This window comes from Brevibacillus brevis, from assembly GCF_022026395.1.
Classification (GTDB): Bacteria; Bacillota; Bacilli; order Brevibacillales; family Brevibacillaceae; genus Brevibacillus.
This window is the reverse complement of the sequence record NZ_CP041767.1, coordinates 5729615-5747454: the sequence shown is the minus strand read 5'-3', so window position 1 is coordinate 5747454 and position 17840 is coordinate 5729615. Positions and strand designations below refer to the sequence as shown.

The following is a 17840-nucleotide window of genomic DNA, read 5'->3' as shown; positions in this document are numbered from 1 at the left end:
GGCAGGCAAAATGAACGAAGAATTGTTCTCGCAAGTCAATCGTTTGCAGGTAGAAGGGGGCACGCTGGAGTACGGCGTAACAGGAAAGCCAGATGCACCTGCCCTGCTGCTTTTGCATGGCATTCGCAACACCAAGCTACTCTTTGCGCCCATCTTGCCAGCATTGGCAGAGCGATATCGGGTGATTGCGGTAGATATCCGTGGTCACGGGAATTCTGTGAGCCATGGTTCCTTTTCATTTGAGCGGATCGTCACGGATTTGATTCAACTTTTGGAGAAAGAACAGCTCGAACAAGTCACGATTGTCGCAGCATCCTTTTCTGCTGTGCCTGCCCAGATGCTTGCGATTCGCGAGCCCAAGCGCGTAGCTTCGCTCGTTTTGCTGGATGGAGGCTATTATTCCTTGGGTGAAGTGCCCGGATTCAATAGGGAGAAGGTTGTCGACCGGCTGACTACCACGCGGTTTTCTTCGGTAGAGGAAGCAGAAAGGCAGTTCGCAGAGCGGTATGGTACGAAAATGATGCCAAAGGGCTGGATGCGAGACGAGCTTTTGAAAAGGGAAGACGGCAGCTACGGTTACCGTTTGCCGAGGGAAGCGTTCTCTGCTTACTTCCAGGAGTACAGCGTCCACAGCCAGCCGGAATTGTTCCAACTGCTGACATGCCCTGTGCTTTTACTACTGGCTGACGCCAGCCTAATGTCAAAAGAAGAGCAGCAGTTTCATCGTCAGGCAGTCGTCCATTATCAACGGATTGTGAAGCAGGCCAAGGTGAAAATGATACCGAAAGCACAACACTTGCTGATGGTGACGCATCCGCAAGAGACCGTGAACGAAATCCATGATTTTTTATCGAAATAAGGAAGGGACAAGCGAGTGTGCTTGTCCCTTTTTCTTTGTTTACCGCTTCGCTTCACGAATGAGCACGTTCAACTGTTCTGCCATGGCTTGCTGATTCTTTTGATCTCTTATGTGCTTTTTCACCGTTTCTAGCGCTTTGATGCCTTTTTTTGAGCTCACGAACTTCACGGGTGTATCCGTTCCATAGATTCGCTCGATTTGGGTGCGAGCTTGTGCAAATGTGTTCCGATGATCGCTCGTACCCAATGTCCCTGAGGTTCCGCTCCCTGATTTTGTCCGGGCATCATCGTGCCCGCGACTGGAGCTTCCAGAGTAATTGCTGATGAGATGGGACTGCATCGGGTCCATTTGATTGATTGATTGTGCATTGGCAGTAGAAGGTGCCAAATAGATCGCATCATTTACAATCAATGCCTGGACGCCGTGAACGCCCGCTGCTTTCAGTTGGGCTTCCAGCTTAGTAGAAGGACCACCCGTGTGCAGGTGTGAGCTGCCCATGGAGCTGTAGAGAGCATTGCCCATACCGCTATACGTATGACCGTGTGCGTTTGTCGTGAGTTTCTTATCGCGATCCACGCTTGGAATAACCGTAGCACCTTTTGGAGCTTGCGCAACGGACTGTGTCCGTGCTGGCGGATGTGGCTGTGGCTTCGTAGGCGGAGCGGCTTGATTCATACAAGCTGTCAGTAAAAGTACAGTTCCTAATCCTGCGGTTCCAACCCATTTGTGGAAGTGCTTCATCACGATCCCTCCAAGTCTTCCTACCTATGTAAAGTTATCTTTTGTTCGCTGCCTGAAGTTATGAGTGGAGCTTGTTGGAAAAATTTCCGCGACCACGATTATCTTGGGTAAAAAATGCACAAACCAAAGGAAGGAAATCACTGGAGGTGGTAGACTTGGCAGATTCAAACAACGTGAAGGAGCAGCCAGTATCCCGAAGGAACTTCTTGAAAAACTCTGGCTTGGTGCTTGGTAGCTTGGTCGTGGGTGGCGTGGCAGGGAGCTTGCTCCGCAAACCGGAACCCCCGGCGCAGCCAGCAGCACCGCCCCCCGCGGCCGATTACAATCAGGCGCTCATGTTTTTTACGCCTGAACAATTCAAGGTGGCGGATGCTGCTTGTGAGCGCATCTTTCCTGAGGATGAGCTGGGGCCGGGCGCGAAGGCACTCGGTGCAGCTTATTTCATTGACCACCAGCTAGCGGGTGATTGGGGCTTTAATGCTCGAGAATACATGCAAGCTCCCTTTTATCCAGGTGAGATTACACAGGGCTATCAAGGCAGGTTGAAACGAAGGGAAATATTCGATATCGGCCTTCAAGAGATGAACAACTACAGTAACAGTACCCACGGAAAACGGTTTTATGAGCTCCCGCCGGAACAGCAAGACGCTGTTTTAAAGGCTTTTGAAACCGATGAAGTAAAATTGACGACCATTTCGGCGAGCACTTTTTTCAACATGCTGCGGGCCAGTACGATCGAAGGCGTTTATGCAGACCCTCTATACGGAGGCAATAAAAATATGGACGGCTGGAAAATGAAGAATTTCCCAGGTAATCAGATGGCGTATACACAGGTGATTGATAAGCCTGAGTTTGTGAAGATGGCTCCCTTAAGCTTGCGGGATCATCAACATTAAGGGAGGACAGTACATATGGCCAAAAAGTTGCCTAAGGTTGACGTCGTGATCGTAGGGGTGGGCTGGGGAGGAGGCATTATCGCTTCTGAGCTAACCAAGCAAGGTCTGACCGTAGTGGGACTAGAGCGAGGCAAGGAGCGCAAAACGGAAGACTACTTCATGGTACACGACGAATTGCGTTACGCTCTTCGCTACGAGTTGATGCAAGATTTGTCCAAGGAAACGATTACGTTCCGCAGTAGAATGAACGTTCGTGCGCTTCCCATGCGGTCATACGGTTCCTTTTTGCTCGGGACAGGACTCGGGGGATCTGGTGTCCACTGGAACGGACAGACATTCCGCTTCTTGCCGTATGATTTCGAAATCCGCTCCAAGACGATTGAACGGTATGGGGCAAAGAAAATTCCAGAGGGAATGACAATCCAGGATTGGGGCATTACCTACGATCAACTGGAGCCGTACTTCGATAAGTTTGAAAAGATGGCGGGAATCGCTGGCGAGGAGAATCCGTTGGGGGGGAAACGCTCCAGTCCTTATCCGATACCTCCGATGCGTACTACACCGAGTATGAAAATGTTTGCGGATGCCGCGAAAAAGAAAAACCTGCATCCATACATCCTTCCATCGGCAAATCTCTCGCAAGCCTATACGAATCCAGACGGGGTGGCACGGGCAGCTTGTCAGTACTGCGGCTTCTGTGAAAGGTTTGGTTGTGAGTACGGAGCAAAAGCCGATCCCGTAGTGACTGTGATCCCGGTCGCCAAGAAGACAGGAAAGTTTGAGATTCGCACGCATTCCCATGTCCGCAGAATTTTACATACAGGGAACAAGGCGACAGGCGTCTTGTATACAGATGTCACGACAGGGGAGGAATTCGAACAGCCCGCCGATATAGTGGTGATGACCAGCTATGTATTCAATAACACGCGAATTTTGCTCATGTCCAAGCTAGGAAAACCATATGATCCAGCAACGGGAAAAGGCGTGATCGGTAAAAACTACGCCTATCAGGTCATAAGAGGAGGCGCGGTGGGCTTCTTCGACGACAAGGAGTTTAACAATTTTGCAGGCGCGGGATCGTTGGGAATGTGTCTGGATGACTACAACGGTGATAACTTCGATCACTCCGATTTGAAATTTATCCATGGCGCGAATATCTCTGTCACACAAACCGGCTTCCGACCAATCGGCACGAATAAGGTACCGCCGGGAACGCCTAGCTGGGGCAAGGATTTCAAGGCTGCCTCGATCAAATACGCGAATCGGTTCATATCCGTAGGCGCCCAAGGAGCTTCGATGCCATTTCAACAGCACTTCCTTGATCTGGACCCGACGTACAAGGATGCATTTGGTGATCCGTTAATCCGCATAACGTATGATTTCGTCGACCAGGACAGAGAGCTGGCGGCTTTTTGTGCAGATAAGTGCGCGGAAATTGTCAAAGAAATGGGTGCGAGCGATAAGCTCGAAATCAACCGTAAGCTCGGGCCCTACGATATCACACCATACCAATCGACGCATAATACAGGCGGCGTCATCATGGGCGCATCACCTGACACTTCGGCAGTCAACAACTATTTGCAGATGTGGGATGCAGAAAACGTATTTGTCGTCGGAGCTTCTGCCTTTGCACACAATAGCGGCTACAATCCGACTGGAACGATGGGTGCTCTCTCCTATCGAGCGGCAGAGGGTATTTTGAAGTACAGGAAAAGCGCGGGTGGCATGCTCGTATAAGCTGTTTTTCTAGTCATGCAAAACGTAATTGCAACTATGAGAAAAGTCGTTGGGGCAACTAACGGCTTTTTCGCGTGCATTTGAAAAAGTTCATTTGCATGATTGCGAATGTCTACAAGCACCAAAAGCGAAAAGTACTGGTATAATGCGGTTTCTCATGTTGGCATGCTCCTTGCTATACCCTTTGGTAACAGCACAAACCAAAGGGAGAGACAATCAATGACGACAAACAAGTGGAAGATGGACACCTCCATTATTCATACCGCACAAACGCCTTGCCAAAAAACAGGAGCCGTCGTATCCGCAGTGGTGCCTGCCGTGGCCTACGCGTTTCCAGATGCAGACTCCGCCGCAGCGTGCGTGGCTGGCGAGCGGGAAGGAACGTACTACGGAAGATATGGCAACCCTACCATTACCACTTTGGAACAAAAGATCGCCGCATTGGAAAATGGCGAAGCTGCCTTGGGTGTAAGCAGTGGGATGGCAGCCATTTCGGGGGCTTTGCTCGCCTTTTTGAAGCAGAGTGATCATGTGGTGTGTACGCGAGATGTGTACGGGGGGAGCTACAAGTTTCTTACGACCATGGCCCCGCGTTATGGCATTGCGACGGACTTCGTCGATTGCACCGATTTGCACGCAGTCGAGAGTGCCTTTTTGCCAAACACAAAAGTCTTGTACATCGAAACACCCTCGAACCCGTGCCTGACTGTGTTAGATATCTCGGCGCTGTCGCGATTGGCGCACGCACATGGCATTGTGGTAATCGTCGACAACACCTTCTTAACGCCGTATTTGCAGCGACCGCTTGAGCTGGGGGCGGATGTCGTCGTCCATAGCGCCACCAAATATTTAAACGGACATGGCGATGTCATCGCGGGCTTCATCGTCGGGAAGCAGGAGCATATCCAATTCATGCGCAAAAATGTCATGGGTGACTTGGGACAAAATTTGAATGCTTGGGATGCTTTTTTAATCCTGCGTGGGCTAAAGACACTCGGCTTGCGCGTCAGACAGCATGGACAAAACGCACAGGCAGTGGCGGAGTTTTTGGCACAGCACCCTGCGATCTCGCACGTCTACTACCCTGGTCTGCCTTCGCATCCACAGCATGAGCTGGCTAAACGGCAAATGGCTGGAATGGGCGGGATCGTTTCTTTTGAAGTAAAGGGCGGCTACGAGGCAGCCAAATCTTTCATTAACGCTCTGCGCTTGGCTATGATATCGTTTAGTTTAGGAGATCCCGAGACACTGGTACAGCATCCTGCCTCGATGACGCATTCCTCGATCCCTGCCTCTGAGCGGATCAAGTTCAACATCACGGACGGTCTGATTCGCTTATCGACTGGTTTGGAGGATGTGGAGGATATCATCGCAGATTTGGAGCAGGCACTGGCTAGTCTGCCAATGGCGGCAGCGACCAGGGGATAAAGGAACGTGAAACTGGAGGATTTGGCATGACAGAGTTTTCCCGGATCGAGGAATTCATTCAATCGTACGCCGACAATATTTCCAAGGTACTGGGACTCGATGTCACCATCCTGGATGAACAAGGGATACGTGTGAGCGGAACCGGCTACTATCAGGAGCTGATTGGATTGCCTGCGCCGGAGGGATCGTTTTTCCGAATGATCCTACAAACCGGACAGCCGGGAATGATTTTTGACATGAAAAAAAACGAGTCGGAGTGTGGCAATTGCAAGTTTTTGCAGCAATGCCAGGAGCTGGCGACGATTGGGTTTCCTGTGCACAAACGGGAGAAGACAGTAGGAGTCATCGGAATTATCGGCTTTTCCCTTGAACAAAAGGAAAAAATGCTGCACCACTCGGAAAAATGGATGCCGTTTTTGCAGCATACGAGTTCCTTGATAGAGCACAAGCTGCTAGAGCTGGATGCGGAGCGGGAGAAGAGCTGCAATATTCAGGAGGAAATGCCGCAGGCCTCGGTTCATCCGGTGTATTTCGCCCAGTTGATTGGGGCGGAAACAGGCTTGCGCGATGTGATTGCCAAAGCGAAAAAAGTGACGAACAGCATATCCACTGTTTTGATCCGGGGAGAGAGCGGAACGGGTAAGGAGCTGTTGGCCAAAGCCATTCACTGCGAGAGTGTGCGCAGCAGACAGCCGTTTGTGGCAGTCAATTGCGCAGCGATTCCCGAGACTCTGCTAGAAAGCGAATTGTTCGGGTACGAAGGCGGCGCATTCACAGGCTCCAGACGCGAAGGCAAGCCGGGGAAATTTGAATTGGCCCACAAGGGAACGATTTTTCTGGATGAAGTCGGCGATATTCCGTTGTCCCTCCAGCCCAAGCTGCTGCGCGTCCTTCAGGAGAAAACAGTAGATCGGGTAGGCGGCGTGAAGACGTTAGGCGTGGATGTTCGTGTCATTGCGGCTACACACAGAGATTTGGAGAGCATGGTCAGGGAAGGAACGTTTCGCGAGGATTTGTATTATCGACTCAATGTCATCCCCCTGCGGTTAAAGCCGTTGCGTGAACGTACGGAGGATATCGCGCTTTACTTGCAGCACTTCCTGTATCGGTACGGGACGTTGCTGCAAAAAGGCAGACTGGAGCTCGAAGCCCAACTCGTCCAACGACTACAAGCATACGAATGGCCGGGGAATATACGTCAGCTGGAAAATGCCGTCGAGTATATGGTCAACATGGCGGAGGGACAAGTCATCGGCAACGAGGAGCTTCCTGAGTATTTGCTGTTCGAGGATGGGCCGCCGACAGCAGGCAGCGATTTGGGACTGGAAAAGCTGGTGGCAGAATACGAACGCTCCATTCTCCAGCGCTATTTGAACGCAGGCAAGTATGGACAGGACAAAGCCGCGATTGCCAATGAGCTGCAAATCAGCTTGTCGACCTTGTATCGGAAGATGGAGAAGTACGGATTGGAAAAAGGATAGAGGAAATAAAAAAACCAGCCAGAATTGATCGCGGAGTTTTCCGAGGTCTGGGCTGGTTTGCTTGTATTTACGAAGGCTGCGGTTCTTTTTTCGCTTTCAGCTCGTAATGGCCGGTTTTGCCGCTAATGTACCACTCAGGAGTTTCTTCTTCACGTGCTTGGCGGTGACCTGCCAGATGAACATCACTCAGCTCCCACTGCTTCCACGCCTCTTTTGATTCCCAACGGATCATGACGACCACTTCTTCTTCGCCTTTGCGTGGCTTCTGTACCAGCACGCTCAAATCTACAAAGCCAGGAGCCTTCTCAACAGCACCAGGCTCGCTAAAGCCTTGTACGATTTTGTCTGAATGACCTTCCTGGACGACGTAAGTTTTTATTTCCATCATCATGAAGTGCGACACTCCTTATATCCCATTTCCCTACTTTCCCATATTATTGAGAAATATTATCATTGTCAACCAGATATTAGGAAATGGCAGGACGAACAGGCCATGGTTTTCCAAATTGTGATAATGTTGTGTTCGATTTGTATTTTGACCTCTTTATTTATTAGGGTGTAGTAACATAAAGTAATAAAATTGTAGGGGGGCTTTAAATGCCTGATCTCTTGCTTGTGATATTCTTGATAAACTTATCTTTATTTCTTTTGCACGAAATGGATTCGATAAGACGTTCTGAGTGGAGATTGTTTATCGTGCTTAAGGATATGGAAGATTCTAAAGCTTATCAAGTATTCACATTTATTCACCTTCCACTTTACACAATCATACTCTGTTTACTTTTTAGTAAATATCAGACAGTAACTTTTTGGGTCCTAGATTTATTTTTAATCATACATACAATTCTGCACCTATTTTTTGAAAAGCACCCCCGTAATGGATTTAAAAATACATTTTCAAGAACAATTATTTATCCAATGGGAATCCTTGCGGCTATTCATTTAGCATTACTATGTAATAACTGAGTACCAATCATATCAAAGAAAAAGATGTTTGATTCGATAGCAATATGAAAACTCATGTGTCCTTTTTGGGAGCAGTAAAAATATCAATACCACGCTCTAGCAGGATTTCTACCGCCTCGCGAACAGGGAGAAGTGGCAGTTGCATTTCATCGGCTACGGCAGCTTCTATATCAGAGATAGTGTGGAGGGGTGTTATCTGGTCTGTGCCATCTGAATAACCGATGTGGAGAGTGTTGTTTTTAAGGACCACGAAGCGATCTTGCTCCAGCTGAAAACGATGGATGTGAAGTCGATTCAAAAAGAAGGCGTCTGGTAAAAAAGAGGAGCGGATGACTTCGGACAAGTCGGACAGTTCTTTTCGTTCATTCGGATGAAAATCCCACGGAGGAATTGCCACTTTTCCGTTTTCATACCGCGTAAAGCGATAGTGTTCAGGATGATCGGGACTTTTGGTCAAATCCATCGAGACAGTGCCAAAACTTCTGGCGTGGTTCCCGCTTTCCAGAAAATGAATCGGCTCAAAGATAGGAGCAGTAGCGCCTGTATCTACATAGACAGGTGTTTCTCCCGTATTGGGACCATCGATCAGGATGGCAGCATGCCCTCCGCCTGGCAAGACCAGATTACCAGAAAATCCAAGTGCACGAAGCAGTGCGAGAAAACTGTGATTATTTGTCATGCACGTGCCGCCGAAGTGATGACTGATTGCGTTTTGTACATATTCTTCCGGGGAAGGTATATCATGTTTTCCGTCATGAAAGAAGAGCAGCTTGCTTACATTTTCATAAGGGAAGGTCTGCAGATGCGCACGACAGAGCTGACTGAGATAAGAGAGGCTAGGGGACTTGCGGTCAAGCTGTAATCGTTGCAGGTATAAACTCGACCAGTTCGGTAAGTCAGACATAAACAAGTTCACTCCTTGCATAAAATAATTAATAAATAAAAATGTTTGTTAAGTGTCGGTAAGGAGATCGTATCACAAGGGACAAGTGGTAATCAACCTAAATTTTCCCAGAAAACAAAAAGGCACCGGAAGGATATCCTCCGGTGCTAGCGGGTCCCTAGTCCGCTGTCTTTTTCGTACGAATAAATAAGTGCAGAAGAAATTATAACAACGACTTAATTTCCCCGGTATTCGGGTTCACCACGAACCAGCCATACGTACTGGTGTAGCTGTCGCCAGATTGGAAGTTGTTAACGACCGTTTGGTACACTTGGATGACATAGTGACCTTTTTCGTCGTCATGAGCGTACTCGACTACATGTGTCGGCGAGAGTTTGCCAGCGAATTTCTTTTTCACCAGCTCGATCGCTTCCATTTTGGAGTACATTTTTGCTGATGGAATTTTACCGATGAAAATCGATTTGGTTCTCGCGTCGTAAATGACCGGTTTGTTCAGGTTCTCAGCTACGAAACGGATTGGAACATAGACGGAGTTTTTGTACATGATGCCTTGTACGTCGCTGTTTGGTGATTTCGGCAACCCGTCAAAGTAGTAGGTGAACGGTGTTTTCATTCCTTCTTCCGCGTCTGGAAAAGCGGGTGCTGCAATGGCAATTCCGGAAAAGAGCACCGAACCTACAACAATGCCCCCCAAAAATGACTTGATGTCCCATTTCATGATGTGAAACCCTCTCCCTTTCTCTTTTCTCTAAATCTTCCCAGCCATCATTATGTCAAAGATCATAGGAAAAAAGCTATCAAACGAGGGTACTAGGAAACAAAGACTAGGAATCATGGGAAAACTAGGACTAAATCAGAATAGTCCTAGTTCTCGAATCAGTGGTTCAGTGATTGGAAAGTTTGTGGTAAGGTAGAAAAAAAACAGCGGACAAGGTGAGGAACATGGCTACCATATTGCAAAATGACTGGGCCCCCGTGTTGGCCGATGAATTCGAGAAGCCCTATTATGTAAAGCTTCGTCAAACGTTGAAGGAAGAGTATCAAACGCAGACAATCTACCCGGATATGTATCAAATATTCACAGCGCTGCACCTGACTGAATATCAGAATGCAAAGGTTGTGATTTTGGGGCAGGACCCGTATCACGGACCCGGACAAGCACATGGATTGAGCTTTTCGGTCAGGCCGGGAATCAAGCCGCCGCCGTCTCTGGTCAACATTTACAAAGAGTTGAAAAGCGATGTCGGTTTTGAAATTCCCCAGCATGGTTACCTGAACCATTGGGCGAAGCAAGGCGTCATGATGCTGAACACCGTTCTGACAGTTCGTCAGGGCACCCCGAATTCGCACAAGGACATTGGGTGGGAGACGTTTACGGATCGAATTATCCATTTGTTGAACGACCGGGAGACTCCACTTGTTTTCATCCTGTGGGGTAAGCATGCGCAGGAGAAGGCGGCATTTATTGATCGAAACAAGCATTTCGTCATCGCCTCCCCGCATCCGAGCCCATTTTCGGCGAATCGCGGCTTTTTTGGCAGTCGTCCTTTTTCGCGGACTAATGAGTTTTTGCGTTCGCGCGGGCTTCAAGAGATTGATTGGCAGTTGCCAATGCATGTAGAGGAAGAGTAGCTTGCATTTGTGAAGGTAAAAGGAAAAGGATCTCCATTGTTTTTCAGCATGCAAGGGAGATCCTTTCTTTATTGATGTGATTAGTCTTTGCTTTTGACAACGAGCAGCATGCCCGTTTGAATCGTGATCGTTCCAGTCTGTTCCGTTAGCAGATTGCTGATACCAAGAGTGTCACCAATCCGCAGGGTTGCGTCCTCCAATGGATAGAGGAATCCGGTTAAGGTAATCCCTGTGACTTCCGGTGTAAAAGGCAGCAGGGAGATATGATCAAAATGATTCTGCTCTATCGTACTCTGGCGGTCAATCAGACGGATTTCATTGGTCTCATCGAGGATGCGGCAGTTGGTGCCCGTCTGTAACGCTTTGTTCAGCAACTGTACGTTTGCCAGCATATGGTCAAAACGAGAGCCGAGCACACCGAGCAACACAATTTCCTCGGGCTGTTGCTCGATTGCCCAAGTAAGGGCCATCTCTGTATCGGTTAAATCTTTCATAACGGGATCGCAGGAGGAGACGTGCATACTGTGGCGTTCAATTTCTGCCATTTCCTCGGAGCTGACAGAATCAAAGTCACCGATCGACAATTTTGGCACAAGACCGTTGCGAACGAGGAACAAGGCACCTCTGTCAACACCGACGAGCCAATCATTTTCGCGTATCTCCTGGATCGCCCAGTTGCCCAGATTGCCTCCTGCGAATAGTAGGATGCGTGTAGGATTCATGCTACGGCCACCTTTTTCTATTGGAAATATCCTCTATGTAGGAATCGAAGAGCGAAATGTGCTCTGACAAGCGAGACGATAGCCTGTAGCGAGTTTTTCTCCCAACTTTGCTTTTTCCTGTCCAGTCGGGGTGTCGAGTAATGATGCACCAGCTACGATCTGTACACTGCACTTGCCGCAATGCCCTTGTTGGCATTTGTAAGCGATGGGTAGATCTTGCGTGAGCGCAGCTTGTAATAATGTCTCGGAGGGAGTGTACCGGACTGGCATCGTTTGTGAGCGTTGCTTCACCTGTACGAGCTTTTGCTCTGATTGTGGGCGAGCCGGGTCTGTTTTTTTCAACGACGTATGCGTATGCATGGGAACGGGAGCTGGACTCGACATCTGTACGTCAGATCGTCCAGGAATGAGCGAGCCGACCGTAAGCTGTTTGCGCATAGGAACCTCCCGAGTAAGTGATTTTTTTCATATTACCATGTCAGGCGTGTGGGTGACAAAGCTGGAGAAAGTGTTTAAAGATGATTGAATTTTTAGATTTTATCGATTAAAATAATTTTATCAAAACCAGGAAGGTGATACCATGATTACCATCAAGCGGATGAGCGACTGTACCTTTGCAGAAGTGACCAAAGCGTGGAACAGAGGCTTTGAAGGCTATTTTATCGAGTTTACGATGACAGAAGAAATGCTTGTCCAGCGACTGGGGGGCGAGGGATACGTACTGTCCCTGTCGGTGGTTGCTTTTGACGGCACAGAGCCGATTGGCTTAGTGGCCAGCGGGATGAGGACCGTTGCAGGGAAAAAAGTCGCGTGGAATGGTGGAACGGGTGTCGCTACGGAATATCGTCGCCAAGGAGTAGGGAGGCAACTGATCGAGGCGACATTGGATCTGTACAGGGAAGCTGGGGTGGAAGTAGCTACCTTGGAGGCGTTGAGCCAAAATACCAAAGCGATTGCTTTGTATGAGCAAAAAGGCTATGACGTCGTGGATCGTCTGTTGTTTTTGCAGCAGAGTGGATCGCTGGCAGAGAATGCCTTTCAGACAAATGAACAGGCTGATTATCGGGTTCGGCGCATTTTGGCCCAGGAAGCCGCCACGCTGCCGTTTTACGTGACCGATGTCCCTTGGCAAAACTACTGGGTGAACTTGCGAGACGCGCAGGCCGTGCTCGTAGAAGACAGAGAGGGTCAGGTGGTCGGCTATGCGATGTACAAGTGTGCGGTAAACGAAGAAGGCAAAGTGAGTGGGATCGTGCTGCGTCAATGTGTAGCACAGCCAGAGCATCCTGATGCACCAGACATTTTGAAAACCGCACTCGTGCATGTGTATGGGCCGCTTGCACACGATTGCCGCCGGTCTACGTTTAATTTGCGTGCGGCTGATACCTTGCTTGTCGAAATACTGCAAGCGACGGGATTCAGTCCTTCCGAGACAGAGCAGGTGTTTATGATCAAGCAGATGGAACCTGCACAGACCCCTGTTGTTTAAGGGAGTAAAGAAGTCTGTCAATGCTGGCAGTTCGTGCAGGCAAATACTTTGCGGGAGGAGAGCTCGCTCTTTTCAATAGGCTGTCCACAGCGCGGGCAAGGCTCTCCACCGCGATCGTACACCTGACAGCGCTCATCGAAGCCCCCTGTCAGGGAATCGCCTTGAAAAAGCGGCTGCATGTAACCGCCGAATCGAATCGCTTCTTTGAGCACGGTTTGCATGGAATGATACAGTCGTTTTTGTTCCTCGAGAGAAAGTGTCGGGATCGTCCTGGTAGGCAGGATGGCGGCATGAAAGCAGATTTCGTCCGCATAGCAGTTGCCGATGCCCGCGAGCCAATGCTGATTGACTAATGCTGTTTTGAGGACACTGCGTTTATCAGCGAGCAGCTCCGTAAATCGAGTAAAGGTAAACAGCATGTCCAATGGCTCTGGCCCAAGAGGAGCCAGCCTTTCGTCGATCTGAACGTTGGTGAGTAAATGCAGATAACCTAAACGGAGGCCGTGAAAATATAAGATGCGTTCTCCAAAAGCAAGAGTCACTTGGGCGGTTCTCTTTAGCTTGTCATCCGCAGAACCCAGGTATAGAAAGCCGCCGAGCATCAGATGAAGCAGCAAAACATGTCCACTTTCCAGATGGAAAAGAAGATGCTTGCCACGCCGGTCGACAAGTGTCAGACGATTGCTTTGCAAAAGACGAGAAAATTCCGCAGGCGGCAGATTAATCGTTTTTTCCCGCTGAACGTGTGTGGCTGTTATCGTTCCGCCACCGATTTTCTCCTGTAGCAGTCGGCGATAGGTCTCCATCTCAGGTAATTCTGGCACGCTGACTCCCTCCCGTTACACAAAGTTTTTCGTAGGATTTCCCATATGAATGATCCACATGCCGTACCCGTCACTGTTTTTTGGTGATGGGTCTTTTGAATTTAGACAAGTTTACCAACGCTATTAGGAAATGGGGTAATATAATATGTAAGGTAAGTAGGATGAGGGCATGACCCGAAGGATTATTGGACGGACAGGAGATTACATATGCAAAAAGTAGAATTGATCGCTACGGCGACTTTTGGTTTGGAATCAGTAGTAGCAGAAGAAGTGAAGGCGCTCGGATACGGTCCGGTACAGGTGGAAAACGGCAAGGTAACGTTCACCGCAGATATTTCTGCGATTCCCCGCACAAATTTGTGGTTACGAACTGCCGACCGCGTGCGTCTAAAGATAGGGGAGTTCAAAGCAACTACGTTTGACGAGCTGTTTGAAAAGACAAAAGCACTGCCGTGGGCCGATTGGATCACAGAGGATGGGACGTTTCCTGTGGAAGGAAAATCGGTCAAATCTACCTTGTTCAGTGTGCCGGATTGCCAAGCCATCGTGAAAAAAGCAGTCGTAGAAAGTCTGAAAAAGACCTACAAGCGCGAGTGGTTCGATGAGCAAGGACCGCTGTACAAGATCGAGGTGGCACTTCTCAAGGATGTGGCGACGCTGACGATTGATACGTCAGGTCCGGGCCTGCACAAGCGCGGCTACCGGGAATTGATCGGACAAGCACCATTGAAGGAAACCATGGCTGCGGCGATGATTATGCTGTCTCGCTGGAAGCCTGATCGGGTATTTATGGACCCATTCTGTGGATCGGGTACAATTCCGATTGAGGCGGCGTTGATTGGACAAAACATCGCTCCGGGAATGAACCGGGAATTCGTTTCCGAGACATGGCCTATCATTCCGAAAACAGCTTGGCGTGAAGCTCGCGCAGAAACGCATGATTTGGCGCGCTATGATCAAAAGCTGGAGATTATCGGGACAGATATGGATGACGAAATCCTGAAAATTGCCCGCCGCAACGCGACGGAGGCTGGTGTAGATGACCTGATTCATTTTCAGCGCATGGATGTACGGGATGTGCGAACCAAGCGCAAGTACGGCTACTTGATTTGCAACCCACCTTATGGGGAGCGCTTGGGAGAATGGAAGCAGGTTGCCAAGATGTATGGCGAAATGGGGAAAACCTTTGCTGCCATGGATACGTGGTCTTTCTACATTATTACTTCCGACGAACAGTTCGAGGAGCATTTTGGTCGTACAGCAAGCAAAAAGCGCAAGCTCTACAACGGAAATATCAAGGTAGATTACTACCAGTTTTTCGGACCTAGACCGCCGCGCGGACCAATGGTTACCCCGACCGAATAAACAGAAAGAAGGGGCATAATTGGAGGAGAAAATGTAATGAGCAAGAAACGATTTGGGAGCAGAATGCTGGCTGCTTTATTGGCAGCGACTACATTACTGGTCCAAAGTACGCCGTTGACTCATGCTGCAACAGAGCCAGAGACACCGGCAGCAGACACCAAGAAGCTGGAAGATCAATTCAAAAAACAAGAAGAAGCCCACACGGAGTTTACCGATTTGGGAAACAGTTACGCTAGTAAAGCCGTAAACAGACTTGCAGCGCTTCATATGATCAGTGGTCAGGGAGAAAACCGTTTTAACCCGCAAAACACGATTTCTCGACAGGATATTGCGGTGCTTTTGACAAAAGTAATCGGTCTTCAACCAACAGAAATTGAGGATGCCGCTTTTGAAGATGTTCCGTTGGAAAGTCCTTATGCACCGTACGTTTATGGACTCTCCGAATTGGGTGTGATGAACGGCAGAAGTGAGTATGCCATGGGTGCTTTAGACCCGCTTACACGTCAAGAGCTGGCTGTCATGCTGTCTCGTTTGATGAAAGAGGGCTCTGTGACCAAAGTGGCAGGTCAGACTCCTGTTACATACAGCGATGAAGAAGAAATCGCCGACTACGCCAAAACGGCTGTGGAAGAAGTGACGAATCAGCGCTGGATGCAAGGGGCAGGCGGCAAGTTTAATCCGACAGGAACCGTCACACGTGCGGAGGCAGCTGTGATCGCTGAGCGCGTCTTGGATGCACGCTACCAGCAAGCAGAGCAGGTGAAATACAAGGTAGATGTAGAGCGGCTGAGTCTGGCTGCTGGCACGAGCCAACGCTTGAAGGTAAGCAGTATCAGTGGAGATGAGCTGCCTTTTACACCGATTTTCGCTTTTGATCGTCCTGAGTTGGGAACCATTTCGGCTGACGGAACTTTTGTAGCTGGTTCTACAGCAGGAAAAGGAAATCTCACGGTGACAGTCGGCTACCAAACGACGACAATTCCGGTTGAGATCAAGGACGCTGGTAAGCCAGCTGTCGAAAAGGTGGAGGACACGCCAAAGACTTCAACTGCGACTTCCTCCAATGACTCGGCAACGAAAGTCGATGAAAGCAAGACGGCAGTAGAGGGAGAAAAACCAGACGCAGACAAAGGAACAACAGAAACGGATGCAACCAAGCCTGCTGATCCAAAAGAAGAGGCGAAGGAGCCAGCAGAGAAGGACGAACTGGTCAATATCGCACCAGGCAGTTATACATCGGTTACTACTTTTGGAGCGCCAGACTCGTATTTCCAAGAGCTGGAGAAGCAATATCCTGGTCCAGTAGGGGGACTTGTAACGCCTACAGAAGACTGGACGGGATACCACCGTCAGTTTGGACGCAAGGTGACCGTTGAGCTCGACGAGGCGAAGCCATTGGAGAGAGTTGCGCTAACGTTTAAGCAGCAGAAGACTTCGGGTATCACGATGCCAGAATACATGGAAGTCGAGGTATCTCGCGACGGGAAAGTGTGGTCGTATGCGGGAAGAGCTGTTCACGATGTTTCCGCCAAAGAGGACAAGCTGGTTACACGCACATTGAGCGTGACCTTGCCTGACGTGAACACCCGCTATGTCCGGGTATCCTTCCCGGTGAAAGTATTTACGTTCGCTCGCCAGCTGGAGGTATGGGCAAAAACGGATAGCGACTGGAACAATGGCGCTGTCTTGCTGCCGCCACCAAATCCGGCGAAGCTGGAAGAAGCCAAACAAGCAGGGCGTCGTGTGGAAAATATGCTGCTCGCTTATTCAGGAGAGCATGGCGAACTCGGGACATGGACCAAAGAGGATTTCCTCCCGATGGTTGGCTACCGCACTGTAGATGGTTATATGCGTGACCAGATGTTTGATACGATTCTGTTCCTGCCATATCAGACCATTCCTGCTACGAAAGAAAGCTGGACAAAGTACATGAATGATTTGTTCGGCTCGAACAAGCAGCTCGACGCTCTCAACCAGGCTATGCGGGAGTATAACCGCTTGCGTGGAACGCTGTATACGACACCGACGCAGGAAAATGTCGTGCTGGCACTGCCGTATCCGAATGCCAGTCAGACCAATTTTGGTCAGCTGGATGAAAAGAAACCATCCCTCTCCTTCAACCCTGCGGGAATTGGGGAAGAGCAAGCGTATTTGAATCGCAAAGCTGCGTTGGAATGGTACTTCCAGGAGCTCATGAAGCGCTGGAACAAGGAAGGATACGCTTATCTGAAGCTGGAAGGAATCTATTGGTTCCATGAGCTGGTGGAGGATAGCGCACCGAAAGAGCGTCAGTTGATTCGTGACATGGGTAGCATGGTGCATGACGAGGCGTTGCGCTACTACTGGATTCCGTATTTCGGATCACCGGGAGTGTCCGAGTGGAAATCTCTTTATTTCGATAAGGCATTCCTGCAGCCGAGCTATTACAGCGACAAGCCGGTAGGAATTGACCGTATTCAAGGGGTACTGGATGTCGTCAACAAGTACGACATGGACATCGAGATCGAAGGCGACTGGAAGATGTACAATGATCCGAAGTTCTATCAGACCTACTACAATCAGTTAGTTGCCACCCACAAGCTGGGGATGGATAAAAACAACGTACACGCCTACTACTTCGGCTCCAAGACATTGCTAGAGTCTGTCAAGAGCACGGACCCTGTCAAACGCGCCATCTATGATGATACGTACAAATGGATGCGTGGTCGTTTTGACAGAACAGAATTTTTCGAGGGCAGCGAGATGCCGTAGTGAATGGAAAAGAGTCTGTTTCCCGCATTAAGGGGAGACAGACTC

17 protein-coding genes are annotated in these 17840 nt (G+C 49.3%); 10 read left to right on the top strand and 7 right to left on the bottom strand.

The window, feature by feature from the left end:
- Window positions 1-10: 10 nt before the first annotated feature.
- Entirely contained in the window at window positions 11-859 is an 849-nt protein-coding gene (locus tag FO446_RS27085; RefSeq protein ID WP_237899569.1) for an alpha/beta fold hydrolase, read from the top strand.
- 39 nt (window positions 860-898) lie between these two features.
- Here the strand turns inward: FO446_RS27085 and FO446_RS27080 are convergent, their stop codons facing one another.
- Window positions 899-1600, bottom strand: a complete 702-nt coding sequence (locus FO446_RS27080; protein WP_237899568.1) for a hypothetical protein — start codon at window positions 1598-1600, stop codon at window positions 899-901.
- A 155-nt stretch (window positions 1601-1755) separates the two neighbouring features.
- Between FO446_RS27080 and FO446_RS27075 the strand changes: the two genes are divergently transcribed.
- The 4 genes from FO446_RS27075 (at window position 1756) to FO446_RS27060 (ending at window position 7142) form a co-directional block, all read left to right on the top strand.
- On the top strand, window positions 1756-2496 hold the full coding sequence (locus FO446_RS27075) for a gluconate 2-dehydrogenase subunit 3 family protein (RefSeq protein ID WP_217367147.1): 741 nt from the start codon (window positions 1756-1758) through the stop codon (window positions 2494-2496).
- A gap of 15 nt (window positions 2497-2511) precedes the next feature.
- Complete coding sequence (locus tag FO446_RS27070) at window positions 2512-4233, top strand: GMC family oxidoreductase (protein WP_237899567.1); 1722 nt, start codon at window positions 2512-2514, stop codon at window positions 4231-4233.
- Window positions 4234-4452: 219 nt separating this feature from the next.
- Window positions 4453-5661: a trans-sulfuration enzyme family protein gene (locus tag FO446_RS27065; protein WP_237899566.1), complete on the top strand. Its 1209-nt coding sequence runs from the start codon at window positions 4453-4455 to the stop codon at window positions 5659-5661.
- Between the two features lie 26 nt (window positions 5662-5687).
- Window positions 5688-7142: a sigma-54 interaction domain-containing protein gene (locus FO446_RS27060; RefSeq protein ID WP_232773897.1), complete on the top strand. Its 1455-nt coding sequence runs from the start codon at window positions 5688-5690 to the stop codon at window positions 7140-7142.
- 67 nt (window positions 7143-7209) lie between these two features.
- Here the strand turns inward: FO446_RS27060 and FO446_RS27055 are convergent, their stop codons facing one another.
- Window positions 7210-7533 (bottom strand): antibiotic biosynthesis monooxygenase family protein, encoded by a 324-nt coding sequence (locus tag FO446_RS27055; protein ID WP_173610400.1) that lies wholly within the window; start codon window positions 7531-7533, stop codon window positions 7210-7212.
- Between the two features lie 206 nt (window positions 7534-7739).
- Here FO446_RS27055 and FO446_RS29055 point away from each other — a divergent pair, with 206 nt between their 5' ends.
- On the top strand, window positions 7740-8108 hold the full coding sequence (locus tag FO446_RS29055) for a DUF6713 family protein (RefSeq protein WP_330873226.1): 369 nt from the start codon (window positions 7740-7742) through the stop codon (window positions 8106-8108).
- A 52-nt stretch (window positions 8109-8160) separates the two neighbouring features.
- On the opposite strand, the gene FO446_RS27050 is transcribed toward FO446_RS29055, so the two are convergent.
- Together FO446_RS27050 and FO446_RS27045 are read right to left on the bottom strand one after the other, a co-directional pair.
- The gene (locus FO446_RS27050) at window positions 8161-9012 is read right to left on the bottom strand and encodes an arylamine N-acetyltransferase (protein ID WP_237899565.1); all 852 of its coding nucleotides are present in this window, start codon (window positions 9010-9012) and stop codon (window positions 8161-8163) included.
- Window positions 9013-9214: 202 nt separating this feature from the next.
- Window positions 9215-9730 (bottom strand): stalk domain-containing protein, encoded by a 516-nt coding sequence (locus FO446_RS27045; protein ID WP_015893706.1) that lies wholly within the window; start codon window positions 9728-9730, stop codon window positions 9215-9217.
- 224 nt (window positions 9731-9954) lie between these two features.
- Between FO446_RS27045 and FO446_RS27040 the strand changes: the two genes are divergently transcribed.
- Complete coding sequence (locus FO446_RS27040) at window positions 9955-10644, top strand: uracil-DNA glycosylase (RefSeq protein ID WP_237899564.1); 690 nt, start codon at window positions 9955-9957, stop codon at window positions 10642-10644.
- Window positions 10645-10724: 80 nt separating this feature from the next.
- Here the strand turns inward: FO446_RS27040 and FO446_RS27035 are convergent, their stop codons facing one another.
- Both FO446_RS27035 and FO446_RS27030 read right to left on the bottom strand, forming a co-directional pair.
- Complete coding sequence (locus FO446_RS27035; RefSeq protein WP_173610404.1) at window positions 10725-11366, bottom strand: thiamine diphosphokinase; 642 nt, start codon at window positions 11364-11366, stop codon at window positions 10725-10727.
- 33 nt (window positions 11367-11399) lie between these two features.
- Entirely contained in the window at window positions 11400-11804 is a 405-nt protein-coding gene (locus tag FO446_RS27030) for a 2Fe-2S iron-sulfur cluster-binding protein (protein ID WP_237899563.1), read from the bottom strand.
- A 142-nt stretch (window positions 11805-11946) separates the two neighbouring features.
- Here FO446_RS27030 and FO446_RS27025 point away from each other — a divergent pair, with 142 nt between their 5' ends.
- Window positions 11947-12855, top strand: a complete 909-nt coding sequence (locus FO446_RS27025; RefSeq protein ID WP_237899561.1) for a GNAT family N-acetyltransferase — start codon at window positions 11947-11949, stop codon at window positions 12853-12855.
- Window positions 12856-12872: 17 nt separating this feature from the next.
- Here the strand turns inward: FO446_RS27025 and FO446_RS27020 are convergent, their stop codons facing one another.
- Entirely contained in the window at window positions 12873-13679 is an 807-nt protein-coding gene (locus FO446_RS27020; protein WP_221867329.1) for an Fpg/Nei family DNA glycosylase, read from the bottom strand.
- A gap of 207 nt (window positions 13680-13886) precedes the next feature.
- Here FO446_RS27020 and FO446_RS27015 point away from each other — a divergent pair, with 207 nt between their 5' ends.
- Window positions 13887-15044, top strand: coding sequence for a THUMP domain-containing class I SAM-dependent RNA methyltransferase (locus tag FO446_RS27015; RefSeq protein ID WP_173610408.1), 1158 nt, complete (start codon window positions 13887-13889; stop codon window positions 15042-15044).
- Window positions 15045-15080: 36 nt separating this feature from the next.
- A complete protein-coding gene (locus FO446_RS27010) occupies window positions 15081-17795 on the top strand; it encodes a DUF4855 domain-containing protein (protein WP_237899559.1) in 2715 nt (904 codons plus the stop codon).
- Window positions 17796-17840 lie beyond the last annotated feature (45 nt).